The following is a 16,925-nucleotide window of genomic DNA, read 5'->3' on the forward strand; positions in this document are numbered from 1 at the left end:
CCACGGATGCGGCAGACGCACTCATATCGCAGTGCTACACTGCGCGGGACGTCCACGTGGCGTATCCACAACAAGCCGGGCGGCACCGGAAGGGCAGTTTAGAATAGCGGTCGTTTTTTCCGCCCCGGGAACGGATTTCCTCGCGTCTATGACAGATAACAATCACGCACATAAGCAGCCGCTGCCTTCCCTTGCGATTGCCGCGATCGGAGTGGTGTTCGGCGACATCGGCACGAGCCCGTTGTATTCGCTCAAAGAGGCGTTCAGCCCGTCGCACGGCATCCCCCTGACCGATCAATCGATTCTCGGCGTGATCTCGCTGCTGTTCTGGGCGATCATGATCGTGGTCGGAGTCAAATACGTGCTGTTCGTGATGCGTGCCGACAATAACGGCGAGGGTGGTGTGCTCGCGCTGATGGCTTTGGCGCTGCGCTCGATCGACCAGAAGTCGCGAGTCGCCGGCCTGCTGATGATGCTCGGCATCTTCGGCGCCTGCATGTTCTATGGCGATGCGGTGATCACGCCGGCGATATCGGTGATCTCGGCGGTCGAAGGTCTCGAAATCGCCGCGCCGCATCTATCGCATCTGGTGCTGCCGCTGACCATCGTGATCCTGATCGCGCTGTTCTGGATTCAACGTCACGGGACCGCGACGGTCGGCCGGCTGTTCGGCCCGATCATGGTGCTGTGGTTTGTCGTGCTCGCCGTGCTCGGTTTGTGGCACATCGTGCAATCGCCGAGCGTGATCCGCGCGCTCAATCCGTACTACGCGTACTCGTTCATGGCCGCGCACGTGTTGCAGGCCTACGTGGTGCTCGGTTCGGTCGTGCTGGTGCTGACCGGCGCCGAAGCGCTGTACGCGGACATGGGGCACTTCGGCGCGAAGCCGATCCGGATGGCGTGGTACTTCCTCGTGATGCCGTCGCTGGTGCTGAACTACTTCGGCCAGGGCGCGCTGCTGATGCACGACTCGAAGGCGATCGAAAACCCGTTCTTCCTGCTCGCGCCGGACTGGGCGCTGCTGCCGCTCGTCGTGCTGTCGACGGTGGCGACCGTGATCGCCTCGCAGGCGGTGATCTCGGGCGCGTACTCGCTGACCAGTCAGGCGATCCAGCTCGGCTACGTGCCGCGGATGAAGATCCTGCACACGTCCGAACTCGCGATCGGGCAGATCTATGTGCCGGTCGTCAACTGGATGCTGCTGTTCATCATCCTGTGCATCGTGATCGCGTTCAAGAGTTCGGATAATCTTGCCGCCGCATACGGTATCGCAGTGACCGCGACGATGGTGACCACCACGATCCTCGCCTGCGTGGTGATGGTCAAAGTATGGAAGTGGAACAAGATTCTGGTGGGGCTGATCATCGGCGTGTTCCTGGTGGTCGACCTGGGCTTTTTCGGCGCGAACCTGCTGAAGGTCGAAGAGGGCGGCTGGCTGCCGCTGTGTATCGGCGCGCTGCTGTTCTTCCTGCTGATGACGTGGTTCAAGGGCAGGATGCTCGTCAAGGAGCGTACGGCCGCCGACGGCATTCCGCTGATGCCGTTCCTGCAAGGGCTGCTCGCGCATCCGCCGCATCGCGTGTCAGGTACCGCGATCTACCTGACCGGCAGCGCTACGCTCGTACCGGTAGGTCTCCTGCACAATCTGAAGCACAACAAGGTGCTGCATGAGCGCACGATCTTCCTGACCTTCATCACGCGCGATATCCCATACGTGAACGACGCGGATCGCGTGACGGTCAAGGATATGGACGGCGGACTGTATCTGGTGAAGGCGGCCTATGGCTTCAACGAAACGCCGGACGTGAAGGCGGTGCTGCTCGACGTGGGCCGCACGCACGACATGACCTTCGAGATGATGGACACGTCATTCTTCCTCGCGCGCGAAACGGTGGTGCCGACGCAATTGCCGGGTATGTCCGTGTGGCGCGAGCGGGTGTTCGCGTGGATGCATCAGAACGCCGCGAAGCCGACGGACTTTTTCAGTATTCCGGCTAACCGTGTGGTCGAACTCGGAACCAAGATCGAGATCTGAGCGCGGCGCCTGCCGCTTCTGATATACGGAGTGCGAACAAAAAGCCCACGCAATGCGTGGGCTTTTTGTTTGTCGCGCGCGGCGCGGGTCGGGATACGCCCGCGCCCGCTGAGGGCTTATTTCTGTTTGAGCTTCGCAAACGCGGCCGCCATCGCGCCGGCCGGTTCGGCGTCGCGCGAGCGCTGCGGCGCACCGCGTCCGCCGCCGCCACGGTTGAAGTTGCCGCCGCCGCCACGCTCCTGCTGCGCACCGCCGCCGCTGCGTGCGGCCGCCGCGCCCGGTTCGTCGTCCATCCGCATCGTCAGCGCGATACGCTGGCGTTTCACGTCGACCTCGAGCACCTTGACCTTGACGATCTGTCCGGCCTTCACGACTTCGTGCGGATCCTTGATGAATTTGGTCGACAGCGCGGACACGTGTACGAGACCATCCTGATGCACGCCGACGTCGATGAACGCGCCGAACGCCGCGACGTTGGTCACGACGCCTTCGAGCACCATCCCCGGAATCAGATCGCTGACCTTCTCGACGCCCTCGCGGAACGTCGCGGTCTTGAACTCCGGACGCGGATCGCGGCCCGGTTTTTCGAGTTCGCTGAGAATGTCGCGCACCGTTGGCAGACCGAAACGTTCGTCGACGAACTCAGCCGGTGACAGTCCGCGCAACGCGTCGCGATTGCCGAGCACTTCGCCGGCCTGCTTGCTGATCTTCGCGAGAATGCGCTCGACGACCGGATACGCTTCCGGGTGCACCGACGAACGGTCGAGCGGGTTCTCGCCGTTGTTGATGCGCAGGAAGCCGGCGGCCTGTTCGAAGGTCTTGTCGCCCAGCCGCGGCACCTTGCGCAGATGCTCGCGCGACGGGAACGGACCGTTCGCATCGCGGTAGTCGACGATATTGCGCGCGAGCGTCGCGTTCAGGCCCGACACGCGCGCGAGCAGCGCGACTGACGCGGTGTTCGCATCGACGCCGACCGCGTTCACGCAGTCCTCGACCACCGCGTCGAGCGAGCGTGCGAGTTCGCGCTGGTTCACGTCGTGCTGATACTGGCCGACGCCGATCGCCTTCGGCTCGATCTTCACGAGTTCGGCGAGCGGGTCCTGCAGACGCCGAGCGATCGACACCGCGCCGCGCAGCGACACGTCCATGTCGGGGAATTCCTTGGCCGCGAGTTCGGAGGCCGAGTACACCGACGCGCCCGCTTCGGACACGACGATCTTCTGCAACTTCAGTTCAGGATGCCGCGCGATCAGCTCGCTCGCGAGCTTGTCGGTTTCGCGCGACGCGGTGCCGTTGCCGATACTGATCAGTTCTGCCTGGGTTTGCGCGGCGATGCGCGCGAGCTTCGCGAGCGAGCCGTCCCAGTCGCGGCGCGGCTCGTGCGGGTAGATCGTGTCGGTCGCGAGCACCTTGCCGGTGCGATCGACCACCGCCACCTTCACGCCGGTGCGCAGACCCGGGTCGAGGCCGATCACCGCCTTCGGGCCGGCCGGTGCGGCCAGCAACAGGTCCTTCAGATTGCGCGCGAACACGCGGATCGCCTCGTGCTCGGCTTCGTCGCGCAGATTGGTCAGCAGCTCGTTCTCGAGATGCGGCTGCACCTTCACGCGCCAGCACCAGCGGCATACGTCGGACAGCCACTTGTCGGCCGGGCGGCTCTGATTGGCGATGCCGAAGTGACGCGCGATCAGCGCCTCACCCGGATGCGGGACCTGCGCGTCGAGTTCCTCGCCCAGACCGAGCTTGATCATCAGCACGCCGGCATTGCGGCCGCGGAACAGCGCGAGCGCGCGATGCGACGGCACCGTGCGGATCGTTTCGGCATAGTCGTAGTAATCGCGGAATTTTTCTTCTTCCGCGGTTTCCTTGCCTTCCACGACCTTCGACGACACCACGCCCTGGTTGAACAGATAGTCGCGCAGCTTGCCGAGCAACTCGGCGGTTTCGCCGAACTGTTCGGAGAGGATGTCGCGCGCGCCGTCGAGCGCGGCCTTCACGTCGGCGACGCCTTTGTCGGCGTCCACGTACGCTGCGGCTTCGCTCTGCGGATCGAGCAGCGGGTTGCCGAGCAGCGCGTCGGCGAGCGGCTGCAGACCGGCTTCGCGGGCGATCTGCGCACGCGTGCGGCGCTTCGGCTTGTACGGCAGATAGAGGTCTTCGAGGACCTGCTTGCTGTCGGCGCCTTCGATTGCGCCGCGCAACTCGTCGGTGAGTTTGCCCTGTTCGTCGATGCTCGCAATGATCGCCGCGCGGCGCTCTTCGAGTTCGCGCAGATACAGCAGGCGTTCCTCGAGATTGCGCAGTTGCGTGTCGTCGAGATTGCCGGTCACTTCCTTGCGGTAACGGGCGATGAACGGAACGGTCGCGCCTTCGTCGAGAAGTTCCACCGCGGCCGCGACCTGGCGCGGCTGGACGGACAGTTCGGCGGCGATGCGCTGGACGATCTTGAGTGCTACGGTTTCCGTCATAAGGTCTTGGTGTTCCTGCGGACTCAGTGATGGGCCGCGCGCGGGCGGCAGGTCGGACAGGCCGGGCGTGAGCCGCGACCAGGAGCGGGGCATTTTGCCATAAATGCCAAAGGGCTCAACCGCGCGGTGTTAGAATTTCGGCCATGTTCCGTTGACCTTCTACGACGTTGCCAATCTCCTTGCCGCTCAACCGCCTGGTCCCTTTTCTGTCGTCGGATTCGCTGCCGGGCTCGGCTCGGGGTTCGTTCCAGTCGCCACTGGTTTCGTCGTGTGTTGCGCGCGCATCGTCGCGCTCGCTCGCCGCACTGAGCGCGGCGTGGGTGATCGCCGGCGTGATGGTAATACCGGCGCCGGCCGCCGCGCAAACGGTGCAGTCCGCACCTTCCGCACCTTCCGCACCTTCAGCACAGAGCGCGGCACCGGTCGCTGCGCCCGCCGCAAGCGCGCAGGTCTCCGCCCCGGGCGCCTCTGCGGACAGCGCGCAGAGCGCCAGCGAAGCGGCCGCGCTGGACAAATCGTTCGAGGAGCGGCAGCAGGCGCTCAACGAGCGCAGCGACGACAACAACTATCAATTCGCGGTCGCGCAGCACAACTGCTATAGCCGCTTCTTCGTCAATCATTGCCTGAACCGCGCGCGCGACTCGATGCGTACCGTGCAGGCGCAAATCCGCAAGGAACAGCTCGCGCTCGACGCCGAACAGCGTGCGCAACGCGCTCGCGAGCGCGACGAGCGCGCCGCGCTGCGGCGTGCCCGCGCCGAGGCGGAAGCGCCGCAGCGGGCCGCCGAAGACGCGCGCAACGAGCAGGCCTATCAGGACCGGCTGCGCCAGCACGAAATCGATCAGGCGCGACGCACCGCCGAGGCGCCGCAGCGCGCGGCCAACGCACAGGCTTACGAGGACAAGCAGCGTCAGCACGCGCTCGATCAGGCGCGGCGTAACGCCGAGGCGCCGCAGCGTGCGGCCAACGCGCAGGCTTACGAGGACAAGCAGCACCAGCATGCGCTCGAGCAGGCGCAACGCGGCACGGCGCCGGCTCAGGGTGCGACCGCGCAGAACGCTGCCGGCCAGAAGCAGAGCGACTTCCAGCGGCAACTCGAAGAAGCCCGTCGACAGGGTGCGCAGCAAGCGGCCGAGCGTCAGCAGAAGCAGGCGGATTTCGAGCGCAAGCAGGAGACCGCCGCGCAGCATAAGCTCGACGTCGAAGCGCGCCAGAAGCAGGCCGCCGAGAAGGCCGAGCAGCGGCGCCAGGACCAGCTGAAGCAGCAGCAACTCGAAGAGCAGCAAAAGCAGCAACAGCAACAGCAGTAAATCGGCCGTAGGGCTTGTGCTGTAGAGTGAACCCGGCCGCTCGAGCGTGGCCGGGACCGAGGTAGTCGCCGTAACGCGTTTTGAGCCGGACAGCAATCTCAGGCAGCGGACCGTGCACGAGGTCCGGGCCGCAGACGAGGGGAGGCGAGCATGCGCGATCGTCATCACGTCATCGACGCGAATACACTTCGCGACCGCATTCTGCAGCTGGAATCGGAGCATAGCGGGCTCGACCGGTTGATCGACCGGATTGCGGATGAGCCCGGCATCGACGACTTCGAGTTGCAGCGTCTGAAAAAGCGCAAACTCAAAGTCAAGGACACCATCATCTTGCTGCAATTGCAGCTCGAACCGGACGCGCGCGCCTGAGTTCGTGGCCTGGCAGGCGCCGGGCGCGCAGCGCGCGAGCCGGACCTAGCAGGAAACGCTTGCCTTGAATTCACCGCATGACACTTCATCCCGGACCGCGTCGGGCGACGCGGCTTCCAGCGCCGGCACGCCGGCGCCGCGCGCGGCTGCCTCGATAACGGGCGGCTCGTTGAGCCGGCGCCGCGCGAGCGAGCTCGACGAAATCTTCGCTGACAACGGTTTGCTCGCCCGGCAGATCGACGGCTATCGGCCGCGCGCGTCGCAGGTCGAAATGGCCCGCGCGGTCGCCGCCGCGATGGAAGCGTCGGGCCGCGCGATGCCCGAGCCCGCGATGTTCGAAGCGCAGAAACGTCCGGCGCGGCGCCTGCAGCAGACGGGCGCCGACAGCGCGGCCGAGGCGAGCGATAACGACGCGGCCGAAGGCGCCGACGCCGGCGAGAACACGCTGATCGTCGAGGCCGGCACCGGTACCGGCAAGACCTATGCGTATCTCGTGCCGGCAATGCTGTGGGGCGGCAAGGTGATCGTCTCGACCGGCACCAAGCATCTGCAGGATCAGCTGTTCCAGCGCGACATTCCGACCGTGCGCGACGCGCTCGCGGTGCCGGTGTCGGTCGCGATGCTCAAGGGCCGCGCCAATTACCTGTGCCACTACTACCTGCAACGCACCGCGGACAACGGCCGCTTGCCGTCGCGTCAGGAGACCTCGTACCTGCAGGACATCGTGCGCTTCGCGAAGATCACGCGCACCGGCGACAAGGCTGAACTCGCGAGCGTGCCGGAGACGGCGGCGGTGTGGTCGATGGTGACCTCGACGCGCGACAACTGCCTCGGCCAGGAGTGTCCGCACTACAAGGAATGCTTCGTGATGCAGGCGCGCCGCGAAGCGCAGCAGGCCGATATCGTGGTGGTCAACCACCATCTGTTCTTCGCCGACATCATGTTGCGCGATACCGGCATGGCCGAACTGCTGCCGACCGCCAACACGGTGATTTTCGACGAAGCGCATCAGCTGCCCGAAACCGCGACGCTGTTTTTCGGCGAAACACTGTCGACCACGCAGTTTCTCGAACTCGCGCGCGATTCGGTCGCGGAGGGTCTGGGCCACGCACGCGACGCGGTCGACTGGGTCAAGCTCGGCGCGACGCTCGAGCGCGCGGCGCGCGACGTGCGGCTCGCGTTCAAGGAAGATTCGGTGCGTCTGTCGATCGGCCAGTTGCCCGACGACCATCCGCTGTTCCCCGCGCTGGAGACGCTCGAAGCCGAGCTCGATGCGTTGGCCGCGGCGCTCGCGGGGCAGGCCGAGCGCGCCGAATCGCTCGGCGCGTGTCTGCGCCGCGCGCGCGAATTGCAGGACGTGCTGAGCGGCTGGACTACGCCGCCTACCAGCACCGAACGCGACGCTGCCGCCAGCCGCGACAGCGGGGCTGACGCGGCTGGTGGTGAGCGCGGCGAACGCGCCGAACGCACAGATCCGAACGAGAAAGTGCGCTGGATCGAAGTGTTCTCACACACGGTGCAACTGCACGAAACGCCGCTATCGGTCGCGCCGATTTTCGCGAAGCAGCGCGCGGGTGTGCCGCGCGCGTGGATCTTCACGTCGGCGACGCTGTCGGTGCGCGGTGACTTCACGCACTACGCGGCGCAGATGGGCCTGAACTCGAAGCGCTCGATGACGCTGCCGAGCCCGTTCGACTACCCGTCGCAGGGGCTGCTGTACGTGCCGCGCAATCTGCCGCAGCCGTCGTCGCCGATGTTCACCGATGCTGTGTTCGACGCCGCGTTGCCCGCGATCGAAGCATCGGGTGGCGGCGTCTTCATGCTGTGCACGACGCTGCGCGCGGTGGACCGGATCTCGGCGAAACTGCGCGACGCGATCGAGGCGCGCGGCTGGGACTATCCGCTGCTGGTGCAGGGCGATGCGAGCCGTACCGAGCTGCTCGATCGGTTTCGCGCGTACGGCAACGCGATCCTGGTGGGCAGTCAGAGCTTCTGGGAAGGGGTCGACGTGCGTGGCGATGCGTTGTCGCTGGTGGTGATCGACAAGCTGCCGTTCGCACCGCCCGACGATCCGGTGCTGTCCGCGCGGCTCGACGCGCTGACCAAGAAGGGCTTGAGCCCGTTCGCCGTGCATCAGCTGCCGCAGGCGGTGATCACGCTGAAGCAGGGCGCTGGCCGGCTGATTCGCGCGGAGACCGATCGCGGCGTGCTGATGATCTGCGATACGCGCCTCGTCGATAAGCCGTATGGTCGGCGGATCTGGCAGAGCCTGCCGCCGTTCAAGCGCACTCGCGAGATCGATGTGGTGCGGGAGTTTTTCGAAGAAAACGCAGTGCCGGATTCCGCCGCGTGAATGCGCGAATCCGGGTTAATGTAAAAAAGCCGCTTTTAAAGCGGCTTTTTTTTCGAATCTCTTCGAGCGGGTCGGCGTAAGCGTCAACAAAAGCAAAATCGAAAAACCGGAGCCCAAAAAACAAAACGCCACGGAGATGAATCCGTGGCGTTTCGCCGGACTGCCCGGGAAACCGAAACGATTTCCCGAAGCAGTTTTCGCCCAGAGGCGAACCCTACGCGACAGCTTACTGGCTTGCGCCCGAAGCCGGAGCAGCAGCCGAAGCAGCAGCGTCCGAAGCGGCAGCGCCAGCGTCCGAAGCAGCAGCCGAAGCCGAAGCAGCAGCGTCGCTCGCAGCAGCAGCAGCACCCGAAGCCGAAGCAGCAGCGTCCGAAGCTGCAGCAGCCGGTGCCGAAGCAGCAGCTGCGTCGCTAGCCGGTGCGGCGGCCTGGTCGTTGCTCTTGTTGCATGCAGCCAGTGCCACAGCTGCCAACAGGGATGCTACGAGGAGGGATTTCTTCATGATCACGTCCTTTTATGGTTTAAAGGTAAGCAACAGCGCAAAATAAAACCGGTAATGTGCTCCAACACCGACCTGGGCCGCTGGTGGAGAAGCTCTTCTGACGAGCTGGATTCTTCCCTACGGCTTGGGCGGAAATTATATGCACTTTCGTACTGACAGTCGATGAATCCGGGGTCAATACGTTGTCTTTCTCATACAAAATTTCACTGTACGGTATAGCACGTGGGCAGAGTTACGCAAGCTCGCCCACCTGTATCCAGCCCGCACAATACCATTCGTGTAGCAGTGCTGTCACCGATGAATCGTGCGATAGTGTTACAAAGCGTTTCGCACTCATCGACCGGCAGTTGGCGAGATCAAACAGCCATTTTTTCGCGCCGTGCCACGCCATTTCCTCTCCATTTACGAAGAAAAAGCGGCGTTCATACAACAAGTTAGTCTTGCGATCGAGTCTGAGACCCTGTTTCGACGCCGCGCTGACAAAACGCGCGTCGTTGAGCGGCCGCTGCGGCGGATCGAAGACGACACTCGGCTTGGGTTCGCTGAGATACGTACCAAGGAACGACGCAATGTCCTGCTCATTCCATTTGACGCGAGCAAGGATCGAGCCCACCCGTTCGACCAAGGCCGCGGGCAGCTGCGCGGGCGTGGCGACGGCCGGTTGCTGCGGATCTCGATAGAGCGCACCGGACTTGCCGGCGGCCTCGCCGCGCTCGGCCAGATGATAGAGGAACTGCGCGGTCAATTCGCGCTCCGAAGGCGCGCGAAAACCGATCGAGCAGGTCATGCATTCGCCTTCCGCGATGCCGTCGTGGGCGATGTGCGGCGGCAGGTACAGCATGTCGCCGGGTTCCAGCACCCACTCCTCCTGCGCCTCGAAGTTCTGTAAAACTTTCAACGGCAAGCCGGGCCGCAGCGTCAGATCCTTCTGTGCGCTGATGCGCCAGCGGCGCTTGCCTTTTACTTGCAAAAGAAACACATCGTAGGAATCGAAGTGCGGGCCGACTCCGCCGCCATCGCTCGCGTACGAGATCATCAGGTCGTCCAGACGCGCGTCCGGCACGAAGCGGAAGCGGTCGAGCAACGCCCGCGCGCGGTCATCGTGCAAATCCACGCCCTGCACCAGCAGCGTCCATGCGCGCTGTTTAACTGACGGCAGTTCGTCGGGCGCGAACGGGCCGTGCTCGAGTTGCCACTTGTTGCGGAAGTGAGTGATCAGCCGCGCTTCGACTTCGTCCTGATCGGCGAGCTCGAACAGCGCGTCGCGCGAGAGCGGCGCCTCGATGCCGGGGATCGCCTGGCGGATCAGCAGCGGCTTTTTTTGCCAGTAGCGGCGCATGAATTGCGACGGGCTCAGACCGCCGAGCAGTGCGGTCGGAAGATCGGGCGAGGCAGGGGTAACGGGCAGGGTGACCGGCTTTGCAGCGGACGACGAATTGGCCGCCGAAGCTGCATCGGCCGGAGGGTGAGTGGGCCGCCTGGGCATCGTATAATGTGAGTTGTATTCTGGAGAATCGAATGAAAATCGCAAAGAACACCGTCGTCTCGGTCGCCTACAAGCTGTCGGATGCACAGGGCAATCTGATTGAGGAAAGCGACGAGCCGATGGTCTATCTGCACGGCGGCTATGATGGCACGTTCCCCAAGATCGAGGAAGAGCTCGACGGCCACGAGACCGGCTTCGAGACGCAGATCCAGCTCGAGCCGCAAGACGCGTTCGGTGAATACGATCCCGAACTCGTGAAGATCGAGCCGCGCGATCGTTTCCCGGAACCGCTCGAAGTGGGCATGCAGTTCGAAGGCACCCCGGAAGACGGCGACGAGGAAATCGATTCGCTGGTCTACGTGGTGACCGACGTCGCGGAAGACAAAGTCGTGCTCGACGGCAACCATCCGCTGGCCGGCATGGCGCTGCGTTTCGCGTTGACCGTGAAAGACGTGCGCCCGGCTACCGAAGACGAAATCGAACACGAGCACGCGCACGGCGCGGATGGCCTTGAAGTCCTCGACGACGATGAAGACGAGGACGAAGACAACTCAAAACCGACCCTGCACTGAACTCGCGGGTATTCCGGGTGCGCCTGACGCGGCACCCGGTACCCGCGGCGCCGTCGCGGGGGCAGGCGGCGCCGGCACAGGCGAGGCGGGCAAGATCGAACCCGGCGGCATCGAGATCGCCGGCCCGTAGCCGCCATCGGGCGTCTGCAACAACGGCGGCGTTTCGGACGCCGGCCCGAACCCTTCCACATTCGGCATATCCGGCACGCCCGGCACCGACGCGCCCGACTCTTCGCGCGGCGCTCCGGCCGGCAATAACGGCGGCACAGCCGGCAGCGGCATCTGCTTGGGCACCTCGCGCACACTGACGCGGAACGGCGGCTTCCTGCCGAAATCCGCTTCCACCTCGATCCACTGATTCAGACGATCACGCGGCGCAAGCGCGATACGCGTGAGATTCGTGACAACCATCCCTTTATCGTTGCGTAACGGCTGATCGATCACGAAGCCGCCGGCTGCGCGTTCGTCGTCCGCATGAATCACGACCACCGGTCCCTTGAAACTCTGCGCGAGCTTGACGAGGCTGCGCTTGAATTCGAGAAAGCCGTCGCGGCGCGAACTGGGCGCGAAGTGCAGCCATGCGAACCGTTCGGGCCGCTCGTAACGCTCCGGATCGAAGTCGCCCTGAGTGAACACGACGATCGCGCGCGCGTCGCGGCGTTTCGCGTACTCGCCCGCATGCTCGAGCCAGAACGCATTGGCGATCACGCGATCCTCGAACTCGCCGTTGCGCCCGCCGGCGGTCAGATAGTGATTGTTCGGGCCGGGCGCGTTCAGACCGACGAACACGACGTCGCCGGCTTTGTCGTTGACGACCCAGCGCACGTTTTCGCGGAACTGCCGGAAGCGCGACACTTCGCTCTCGCGCGTCAACGCGAGCGGATTCTGGCCCATCGAGGTCGGGTCGGCGAACAACGTCTGACGCAGCTGATCGAGCCGTTCGACCGGATCGAAGCCGCCGGCTTCGGCGGTATTGCAATCGACCCAGTCGTGCTGGCCGGGGATAAAGAATAGCGGGGGGCGCGCGCTTTCGAGCAGCGCGTGACGGCGCTCGAACAGCGCGTCGCGGCAGGTTTCCTTCGGGCCCTTCAGATTGCCGTTGTAGACGATGAAGCGCACGTCGCGATCACGGCCGATCGCGTCCAGTAGCCGCTGCGTCGATGCTTCGTCGGCGGGGGCGCGCAGCGTGTCGGCGATTACCGCGAAAGTGAGGCGCGGGGAAGCGGCATAGGCCGGCGCGCCGGGCGCGCCCAGCACGGCTGCGAGTGAAGCAGCGATGCCGACCGCTAGCGCAAGCGTGTGGCGCAGCGCCGCGCAAAATTCGCGCGGGCGCCGCGATGGCCGCGCTGTGTCAATGGTCCGCATCCGGCGCGACGGCCAGTTCGTGCAGTTCGTACAGCAGATCGAGTGCTTCGCGCGGGCGCAGATCGTTCGGGTCGATGCCGCGCAGACGTTCGACCAGCGCCTGCATTGCCGGCGCGACGGACGGTGTCGCCGCGGCGGGCTCGTCGTAGTCCTCGGCGTCTTCGAGCAGCATCGGCGGCGCGGCGAACAGATCGAGTTGCGGCGCGGGCTGCGCGGCCGACTGTTGTTCGAGGTGCGCGAGATGCTTGCGCGCCGCGCGGATCACCGCGTTCGGCACGCCGGCGAGCTGCGCGACCTGCAGACCATAGCTCTGATTGGCCGGGCCCTCGTTCACCGCGTGCAGGAACACGATGCCGTGGCCATGCTCGACCGCGGACAGATGCACGTTCGCCGCATGCGGAAATTCCGCCGGCAACTGCGTCAGTTCGAAGTAATGCGTCGCGAACAGCGTATAGCAGCCATTGTGCGACAGCAGATGGCGGGCGATCGCCCACGCGAGGGCGAGGCCGTCGAACGTCGAGGTGCCGCGGCCGATTTCGTCCATCAGTACGAGGCTATGCGGGCTCGCGTCGTTGAGAATCGCGGCCGCTTCGGTCATCTCGACCATAAAGGTCGAGCGGCCGCCGGCGAGGTCGTCGGCCGCGCCGATGCGCGTGAAGATGCGGTCGATCGGCCCGAACGCCGCGCGCTGCGCCGGCACGTAGCTGCCCACGTAGGCAAGCAGCGCGATCAGCGCGGTCTGACGCATGAAGGTCGACTTACCGCCCATGTTCGGACCGGTGATCAGCAGCAGTTTGCGCTCGGCCGCGAGCGCGCAGTCGTTGGCGATGAAGCGCTCGACCTGCGCCTCGACGACCGGGTGGCGACCCTGTTCGATGTCGATGCCCGCGTCGGCCGAGAAGCTCGGCGCGACCCAGTCGAGCGCGCGCGCGCGTTCGGCGAACGCGGCCAGCAGATCCAGTTCGGCGAGCGCCATGGCGACCCGCTGGCAGTCCGCAATGAACGGCAGCAACGCTTGCAGCAACGCGTCGTACAGCGCGCGTTCACGGGCCAGCGCGCGTTCCTGCGCGGACAACGCCTTGTCCTCGAAGGCCTTCAGCTCAGGGGTGATGTAGCGCTCGGCGTTCTTCAGCGTCTGGCGGCGCCGGTAGTCGTCGGGCACCTTGTCGGTCTGCCCGCGCGTGACTTCGATATAGAAGCCATGCACCTTGTTGAATTCGACGCGCAGATTGCCGATGCCGGTGCGCGCGCGTTCGCGCGTTTCCAGATCGATCAGGAACTGTCCGCAGTTCTCCGAAATATCGCGCAGTTCGTCGAGTTCCGCGTCATAGCCGCGTGCGATCACGCCGCCGTCGCGCACCATCGCGGCCGGTTCCGGCGCGACCGCGCGCTTGAGCAATTCGACGCAGTCTTGCGGCGGTTCGAGCGCCGCGTCGATGCGCGCGAGCGAATCCGCGTTCGACGCGACCGCCGCGAGTCGCGCGCGCAATTCGGGCAGCGCGATGAAGGTATCGCGCAGGCTCGACAGATCGCGCGGCCGGGCCGACAGCAGCGCGAGCCGGCCGGTAATTCGTTCGATGTCCGAAACCTGCCGCAATGCGCCGCGCAGTGTATCGAGATCGGCGCCGGGCGGCGCGTCGAGCAGCGCGCCGATCGCCTGCTGGCGCGCCTGGGCGAACGCCGGATCGCGCGGCGGATGATGCAGCCAGTGACGCAGCAGGCGGCTGCCCATCGTCGTGCAGCAGGTGTCGAGCAGCGAGCATAGTGTCGGCGACTCGGTGCCGCGCAGCGTTTCGGTCAGTTCGAGGTTGCGGCGCGTAGCGGGGTCAAGGCCGATATATTCGGATTCCGATTCGACTTTCAGGCTGCGCACATGACGCAGCTGCTGGCCTTGCGTGGACGCCGCGTACAGCAGCAATGCGCCGGCCGCGCCACACGCGCAGGTGAGCGAGTGTGCCCCGAAGCCGTCGAGGCTCGCGACGCCGAGTTGATCGCGCAGGCGCTGAGTGCCCGAGCCGATGTCGAAGTGCCAGGCCGGCATGCGGGTCAGCGCGCCGACGTTGACGGGCGGACTCCAGCTGGACGACTCGGCGGTGCTGTCGGCGACCAGAATTTCGGCGGGGCGGATACGTTCGAGCGCGGCGGCGACCTGATCGGGCGCGACTTCGGCGAGGCGCAGCGCGCCGCTCGCCAGATTGAGCCACGCGAGGCCGACGCTGATCGCGACGCCGCGGCGGTTGTGCGCGACGCACATCGCGAGCAGGTAGACGTCGTTCTTGTCGGACAGCAGCGCCGCGTCGGTCAGCGTGCCGGGCGTGACGACGCGCACGACTTTGCGCTCGACCGGGCCTTTCGATGTGGCCGGGTCGCCGATCTGTTCGCAGATTGCGACCGATTCGCCGAGCTTCACGAGCTTGGCCAGGTACTGTTCGACCGCGTGATGCGGGACGCCGGCCATCTTGATCGGATTGCCCGCCGACGCGCCGCGCTGCGTGAGCGTCAGATCGAGCAGGCGCGCGGCTTTTTCCGCGTCGTCGAAAAAGAGTTCGTAGAAGTCGCCCATCCGGTAGAACACCAGCGTGCCCGGATGCTCCGCTTTGATGCGCAGATACTGCTGCATCATTGGCGTGTGTTGTGCGACGTCGGTGGCCGCTGCGGTTTGATTGCCCATCCTTGGTGTCTTCTTGCGGTAGATGCTCAGGGCGTGAGTTTAACCCGCCGGCGCGGCGAGCGGACCCTGGCCGGATGGGCGATGTCCGGGGCGCGATCGGGCTGGCAACATCAGCGAACCGTTGGCCATCGCGCCGCTCGCCAGCGCGGCGCTGCGGCGCCTGTCGATGCAGATACGCACGCGCGCCACGGAGGGACCCTCATGCGCTTATTCCTCGACCATCGCCCGCATATCCACCACACGCTCGTTCGCGGCGCTGCGCCGCTTCGCGAGCCACATCATCAGCGTGATAAAGCTGCCGAACACGACGATGATCCACTGCGCGGGCAACTGCGCGGTGAGCAGCAGCGCGTACGCGCCGAGCATCAGCAGAACCGCGAGGTTCTGGTTGAAATTCTGCACGGCGATCGAATGACCGGCCGACAACAGCGTCGCGCCGCGGTGCTGCAGGATCGCGTTCATCGGTGCGATGAAAAAGCCCGACAGCGCGCCGAGCACGATCATCAGCGGATAAGCGAACAGGATGTAAAAGGGCAAGACGTGCGCGCCGACGTGCAGCCCTGCGCCGGCCGGGAACAGGTCCTTGTGGTAGAACGCCATCGCGATCGCCACCGCGCCGGTCAGAATGCCGATCGGCAGCACCCGCAACGATTGGCGCAGCGGAATCAACGCGGCCGCGCCCGCCGCGCCGAGCGCGATGCCCACGCCGGTCACGCCCTGCATCACCGCCGCCTTCGACAGCGACAGCCCCAGGTTCACGTTCGCCCACTTGAGCACCAGCAGCTGCATCGTGACCGCGGCGCCCCACAGCAGCGTCGTGACCCACAGCGCGATCTGCGCGAGCTTGTCGGCCCACAGCACGTGAAAGCAGTGATGGAAGTCGCTGACCAGCTTTTTCGGTTCGGTCAGCCGGTTCGGATAGCGCGCGCCGGTATCGGGAATGAACACGTTGATTGCAGCGGCGAGCGCATACGTGAGCATCACCGCGAACATCGCGAGGTCGGCGGCGGAGCCGATCAACGGCAGATGCGCATGCGCGACGAAGCGCTCGACGACCGCGCTGATCAGCGCGCCGCCGAGCATCGTGCCGACGATCGTCGAGAGCACCGTCGCCGATTCGAGCCACGCGTTCGCCTTGACGAGTTTTGCGGCCGGCAGCAGTTCGGTGAGGATCCCGTACTTGGCGGGCGAATACGCGGCCGCGCCGAAGCCGACCACGCCGTACGCGATCATCGGATGAACGCCGGCGATCATCAGCAGGCAGCCGCTCGCCTTCAGCGCGTTGGAAATGAACATCACGTGACGCTTTTGCAGCGCATCGGCGAACGCGCCGACGAACGGCGCGAGCAGCACGTAGGAGATCGTGAAGAAAATCTGCAGCAGCGGCGTGACCCACGCGGCCGATTTGATCACCGACAGCAGCGCGATCGCGGCAATCAGCAGCGCATTGTCGGCCAGCGAGGAAACGAACTGCGCGGCGATGATCGTGTAGAAGCCTTTTTTCATGAGGCGGGTGGAAAGCTGAGCGCAAAGCGGCGGGAGGGCGACGTGACGACGTCACGGACGGGGCAAGTCGAAGCTGCCCGAAGCACGGAACGGTCCCGCTCGTTGCGCGAGAGGGCCGGGGCGGCGGGATTCGGCTGGACTCGCGAGACTCGTCGCAAGCGGCCGGCCCGTGTCCCGCGTATCTCCGGCGCGGGCACGGCGCTGGCGCTTGCACCTGCAGCTGCACCTGCACCTGCACCGGCACCGGCACCGGCTCTGCGCGGTTTCCCGTTTTGTAGCACGAAGCTC

Annotated in this window: 11 protein-coding genes; 5 read left to right on the plus strand and 6 right to left on the minus strand. The window is 65.3% G+C overall.

Annotation, left to right across the window (positions count from 1 at the left end):
- The first annotated feature begins 148 nt into the window (after positions 1–148).
- A complete protein-coding gene (locus LJ656_RS17700) occupies positions 149–2,035 on the plus strand; it encodes a potassium transporter Kup (protein WP_230510681.1) in 1,887 nt (628 codons plus the stop codon).
- 116 nt (positions 2,036–2,151) lie between these two features.
- On the opposite strand, the gene LJ656_RS17705 is transcribed toward LJ656_RS17700, so the two are convergent.
- A complete protein-coding gene (locus LJ656_RS17705) occupies positions 2,152–4,503 on the minus strand; it encodes a Tex family protein (RefSeq protein ID WP_230510682.1) in 2,352 nt (783 codons plus the stop codon).
- Positions 4,504–4,682: 179 nt separating this feature from the next.
- Here LJ656_RS17705 and LJ656_RS17710 point away from each other — a divergent pair, with 179 nt between their 5' ends.
- From LJ656_RS17710 to yoaA, 3 genes are all read left to right on the plus strand, one after another.
- Entirely contained in the window at positions 4,683–5,813 is a 1,131-nt protein-coding gene (locus LJ656_RS17710) for a hypothetical protein (protein WP_230510683.1), read from the plus strand.
- 150 nt (positions 5,814–5,963) lie between these two features.
- Positions 5,964–6,182 carry a DUF465 domain-containing protein gene (locus LJ656_RS17715; protein WP_075301265.1) on the plus strand — a complete coding sequence of 73 codons (219 nt, stop codon included), beginning with the start codon at positions 5,964–5,966 and terminating at the stop codon, positions 6,180–6,182.
- Between the two features lie 64 nt (positions 6,183–6,246).
- Positions 6,247–8,535 (plus strand): DNA repair helicase YoaA, encoded by a 2,289-nt coding sequence (gene yoaA / locus LJ656_RS17720; protein ID WP_230510684.1) that lies wholly within the window; start codon positions 6,247–6,249, stop codon positions 8,533–8,535.
- A gap of 226 nt (positions 8,536–8,761) precedes the next feature.
- Here the strand turns inward: yoaA and LJ656_RS17725 are convergent, their stop codons facing one another.
- Complete coding sequence (locus tag LJ656_RS17725) at positions 8,762–9,037, minus strand: hypothetical protein (RefSeq protein WP_075301261.1); 276 nt, start codon at positions 9,035–9,037, stop codon at positions 8,762–8,764.
- A 232-nt stretch (positions 9,038–9,269) separates the two neighbouring features.
- Positions 9,270–10,523: a cupin domain-containing protein gene (locus LJ656_RS17730; protein WP_230510794.1), complete on the minus strand. Its 1,254-nt coding sequence runs from the start codon at positions 10,521–10,523 to the stop codon at positions 9,270–9,272.
- A gap of 32 nt (positions 10,524–10,555) precedes the next feature.
- Between LJ656_RS17730 and LJ656_RS17735 the strand changes: the two genes are divergently transcribed.
- Positions 10,556–11,095, plus strand: coding sequence for an FKBP-type peptidyl-prolyl cis-trans isomerase (locus LJ656_RS17735; RefSeq protein WP_075301257.1), 540 nt, complete (start codon positions 10,556–10,558; stop codon positions 11,093–11,095).
- Here the strand turns inward: LJ656_RS17735 and LJ656_RS17740 are convergent.
- From LJ656_RS17740 to lplT, 3 genes are all read right to left on the minus strand, one after another.
- Positions 11,075–12,460: a hypothetical protein gene (locus LJ656_RS17740; protein WP_230510685.1), complete on the minus strand. Its 1,386-nt coding sequence runs from the start codon at positions 12,458–12,460 to the stop codon at positions 11,075–11,077. The two genes, LJ656_RS17735 and LJ656_RS17740, sit on opposite strands and share 21 nt — an antisense overlap.
- On the minus strand, positions 12,447–15,131 hold the full coding sequence (gene mutS / locus LJ656_RS17745) for a DNA mismatch repair protein MutS (protein WP_230510686.1): 2,685 nt from the start codon (positions 15,129–15,131) through the stop codon (positions 12,447–12,449). Before mutS ends, LJ656_RS17740 begins: the two co-directional genes overlap by 14 nt.
- A gap of 207 nt (positions 15,132–15,338) precedes the next feature.
- Positions 15,339–16,637, minus strand: coding sequence for a lysophospholipid transporter LplT (gene lplT / locus LJ656_RS17750; protein ID WP_230510687.1), 1,299 nt, complete (start codon positions 16,635–16,637; stop codon positions 15,339–15,341).
- Between the last annotated feature and the right edge of the window lie 288 nt (positions 16,638–16,925).

Origin of the sequence: Paraburkholderia sejongensis (assembly GCF_020880815.1) — a bacterium.
GTDB lineage: Bacteria > Pseudomonadota > Gammaproteobacteria > Burkholderiales > Burkholderiaceae > Paraburkholderia > Paraburkholderia sejongensis.

What these genes read in the sequence shown, in the direction of transcription:
- LJ656_RS17700 (WP_230510681.1), top strand. Translation starts at nt 149, where the DNA reads ATGACAGATAACAATCACGCACATAAGCAGCCGCTGCCTTCCCTTGCG.
- LJ656_RS17705 (WP_230510682.1), bottom strand. Translation starts at nt 4,503, where the DNA reads ATGACGGAAACCGTAGCACTCAAGATCGTCCAGCGCATCGCCGCCGAA.
- LJ656_RS17715 (WP_075301265.1), top strand. Translation starts at nt 5,964, where the DNA reads ATGCGCGATCGTCATCACGTCATCGACGCGAATACACTTCGCGACCGC.
- LJ656_RS17725 (WP_075301261.1), bottom strand. Translation starts at nt 9,037, where the DNA reads ATGAAGAAATCCCTCCTCGTAGCATCCCTGTTGGCAGCTGTGGCACTG.
- LJ656_RS17730 (WP_230510794.1), bottom strand. Translation starts at nt 10,523, where the DNA reads ATGCCCAGGCGGCCCACTCACCCTCCGGCCGATGCAGCTTCGGCGGCC.
- LJ656_RS17735 (WP_075301257.1), top strand. Translation starts at nt 10,556, where the DNA reads ATGAAAATCGCAAAGAACACCGTCGTCTCGGTCGCCTACAAGCTGTCG.
- LJ656_RS17740 (WP_230510685.1), bottom strand. Translation starts at nt 12,460, where the DNA reads ATGCGGACCATTGACACAGCGCGGCCATCGCGGCGCCCGCGCGAATTT.
- mutS (WP_230510686.1), bottom strand. Translation starts at nt 15,131, where the DNA reads ATGGGCAATCAAACCGCAGCGGCCACCGACGTCGCACAACACACGCCA.
- lplT (WP_230510687.1), bottom strand. Translation starts at nt 16,637, where the DNA reads ATGAAAAAAGGCTTCTACACGATCATCGCCGCGCAGTTCGTTTCCTCG.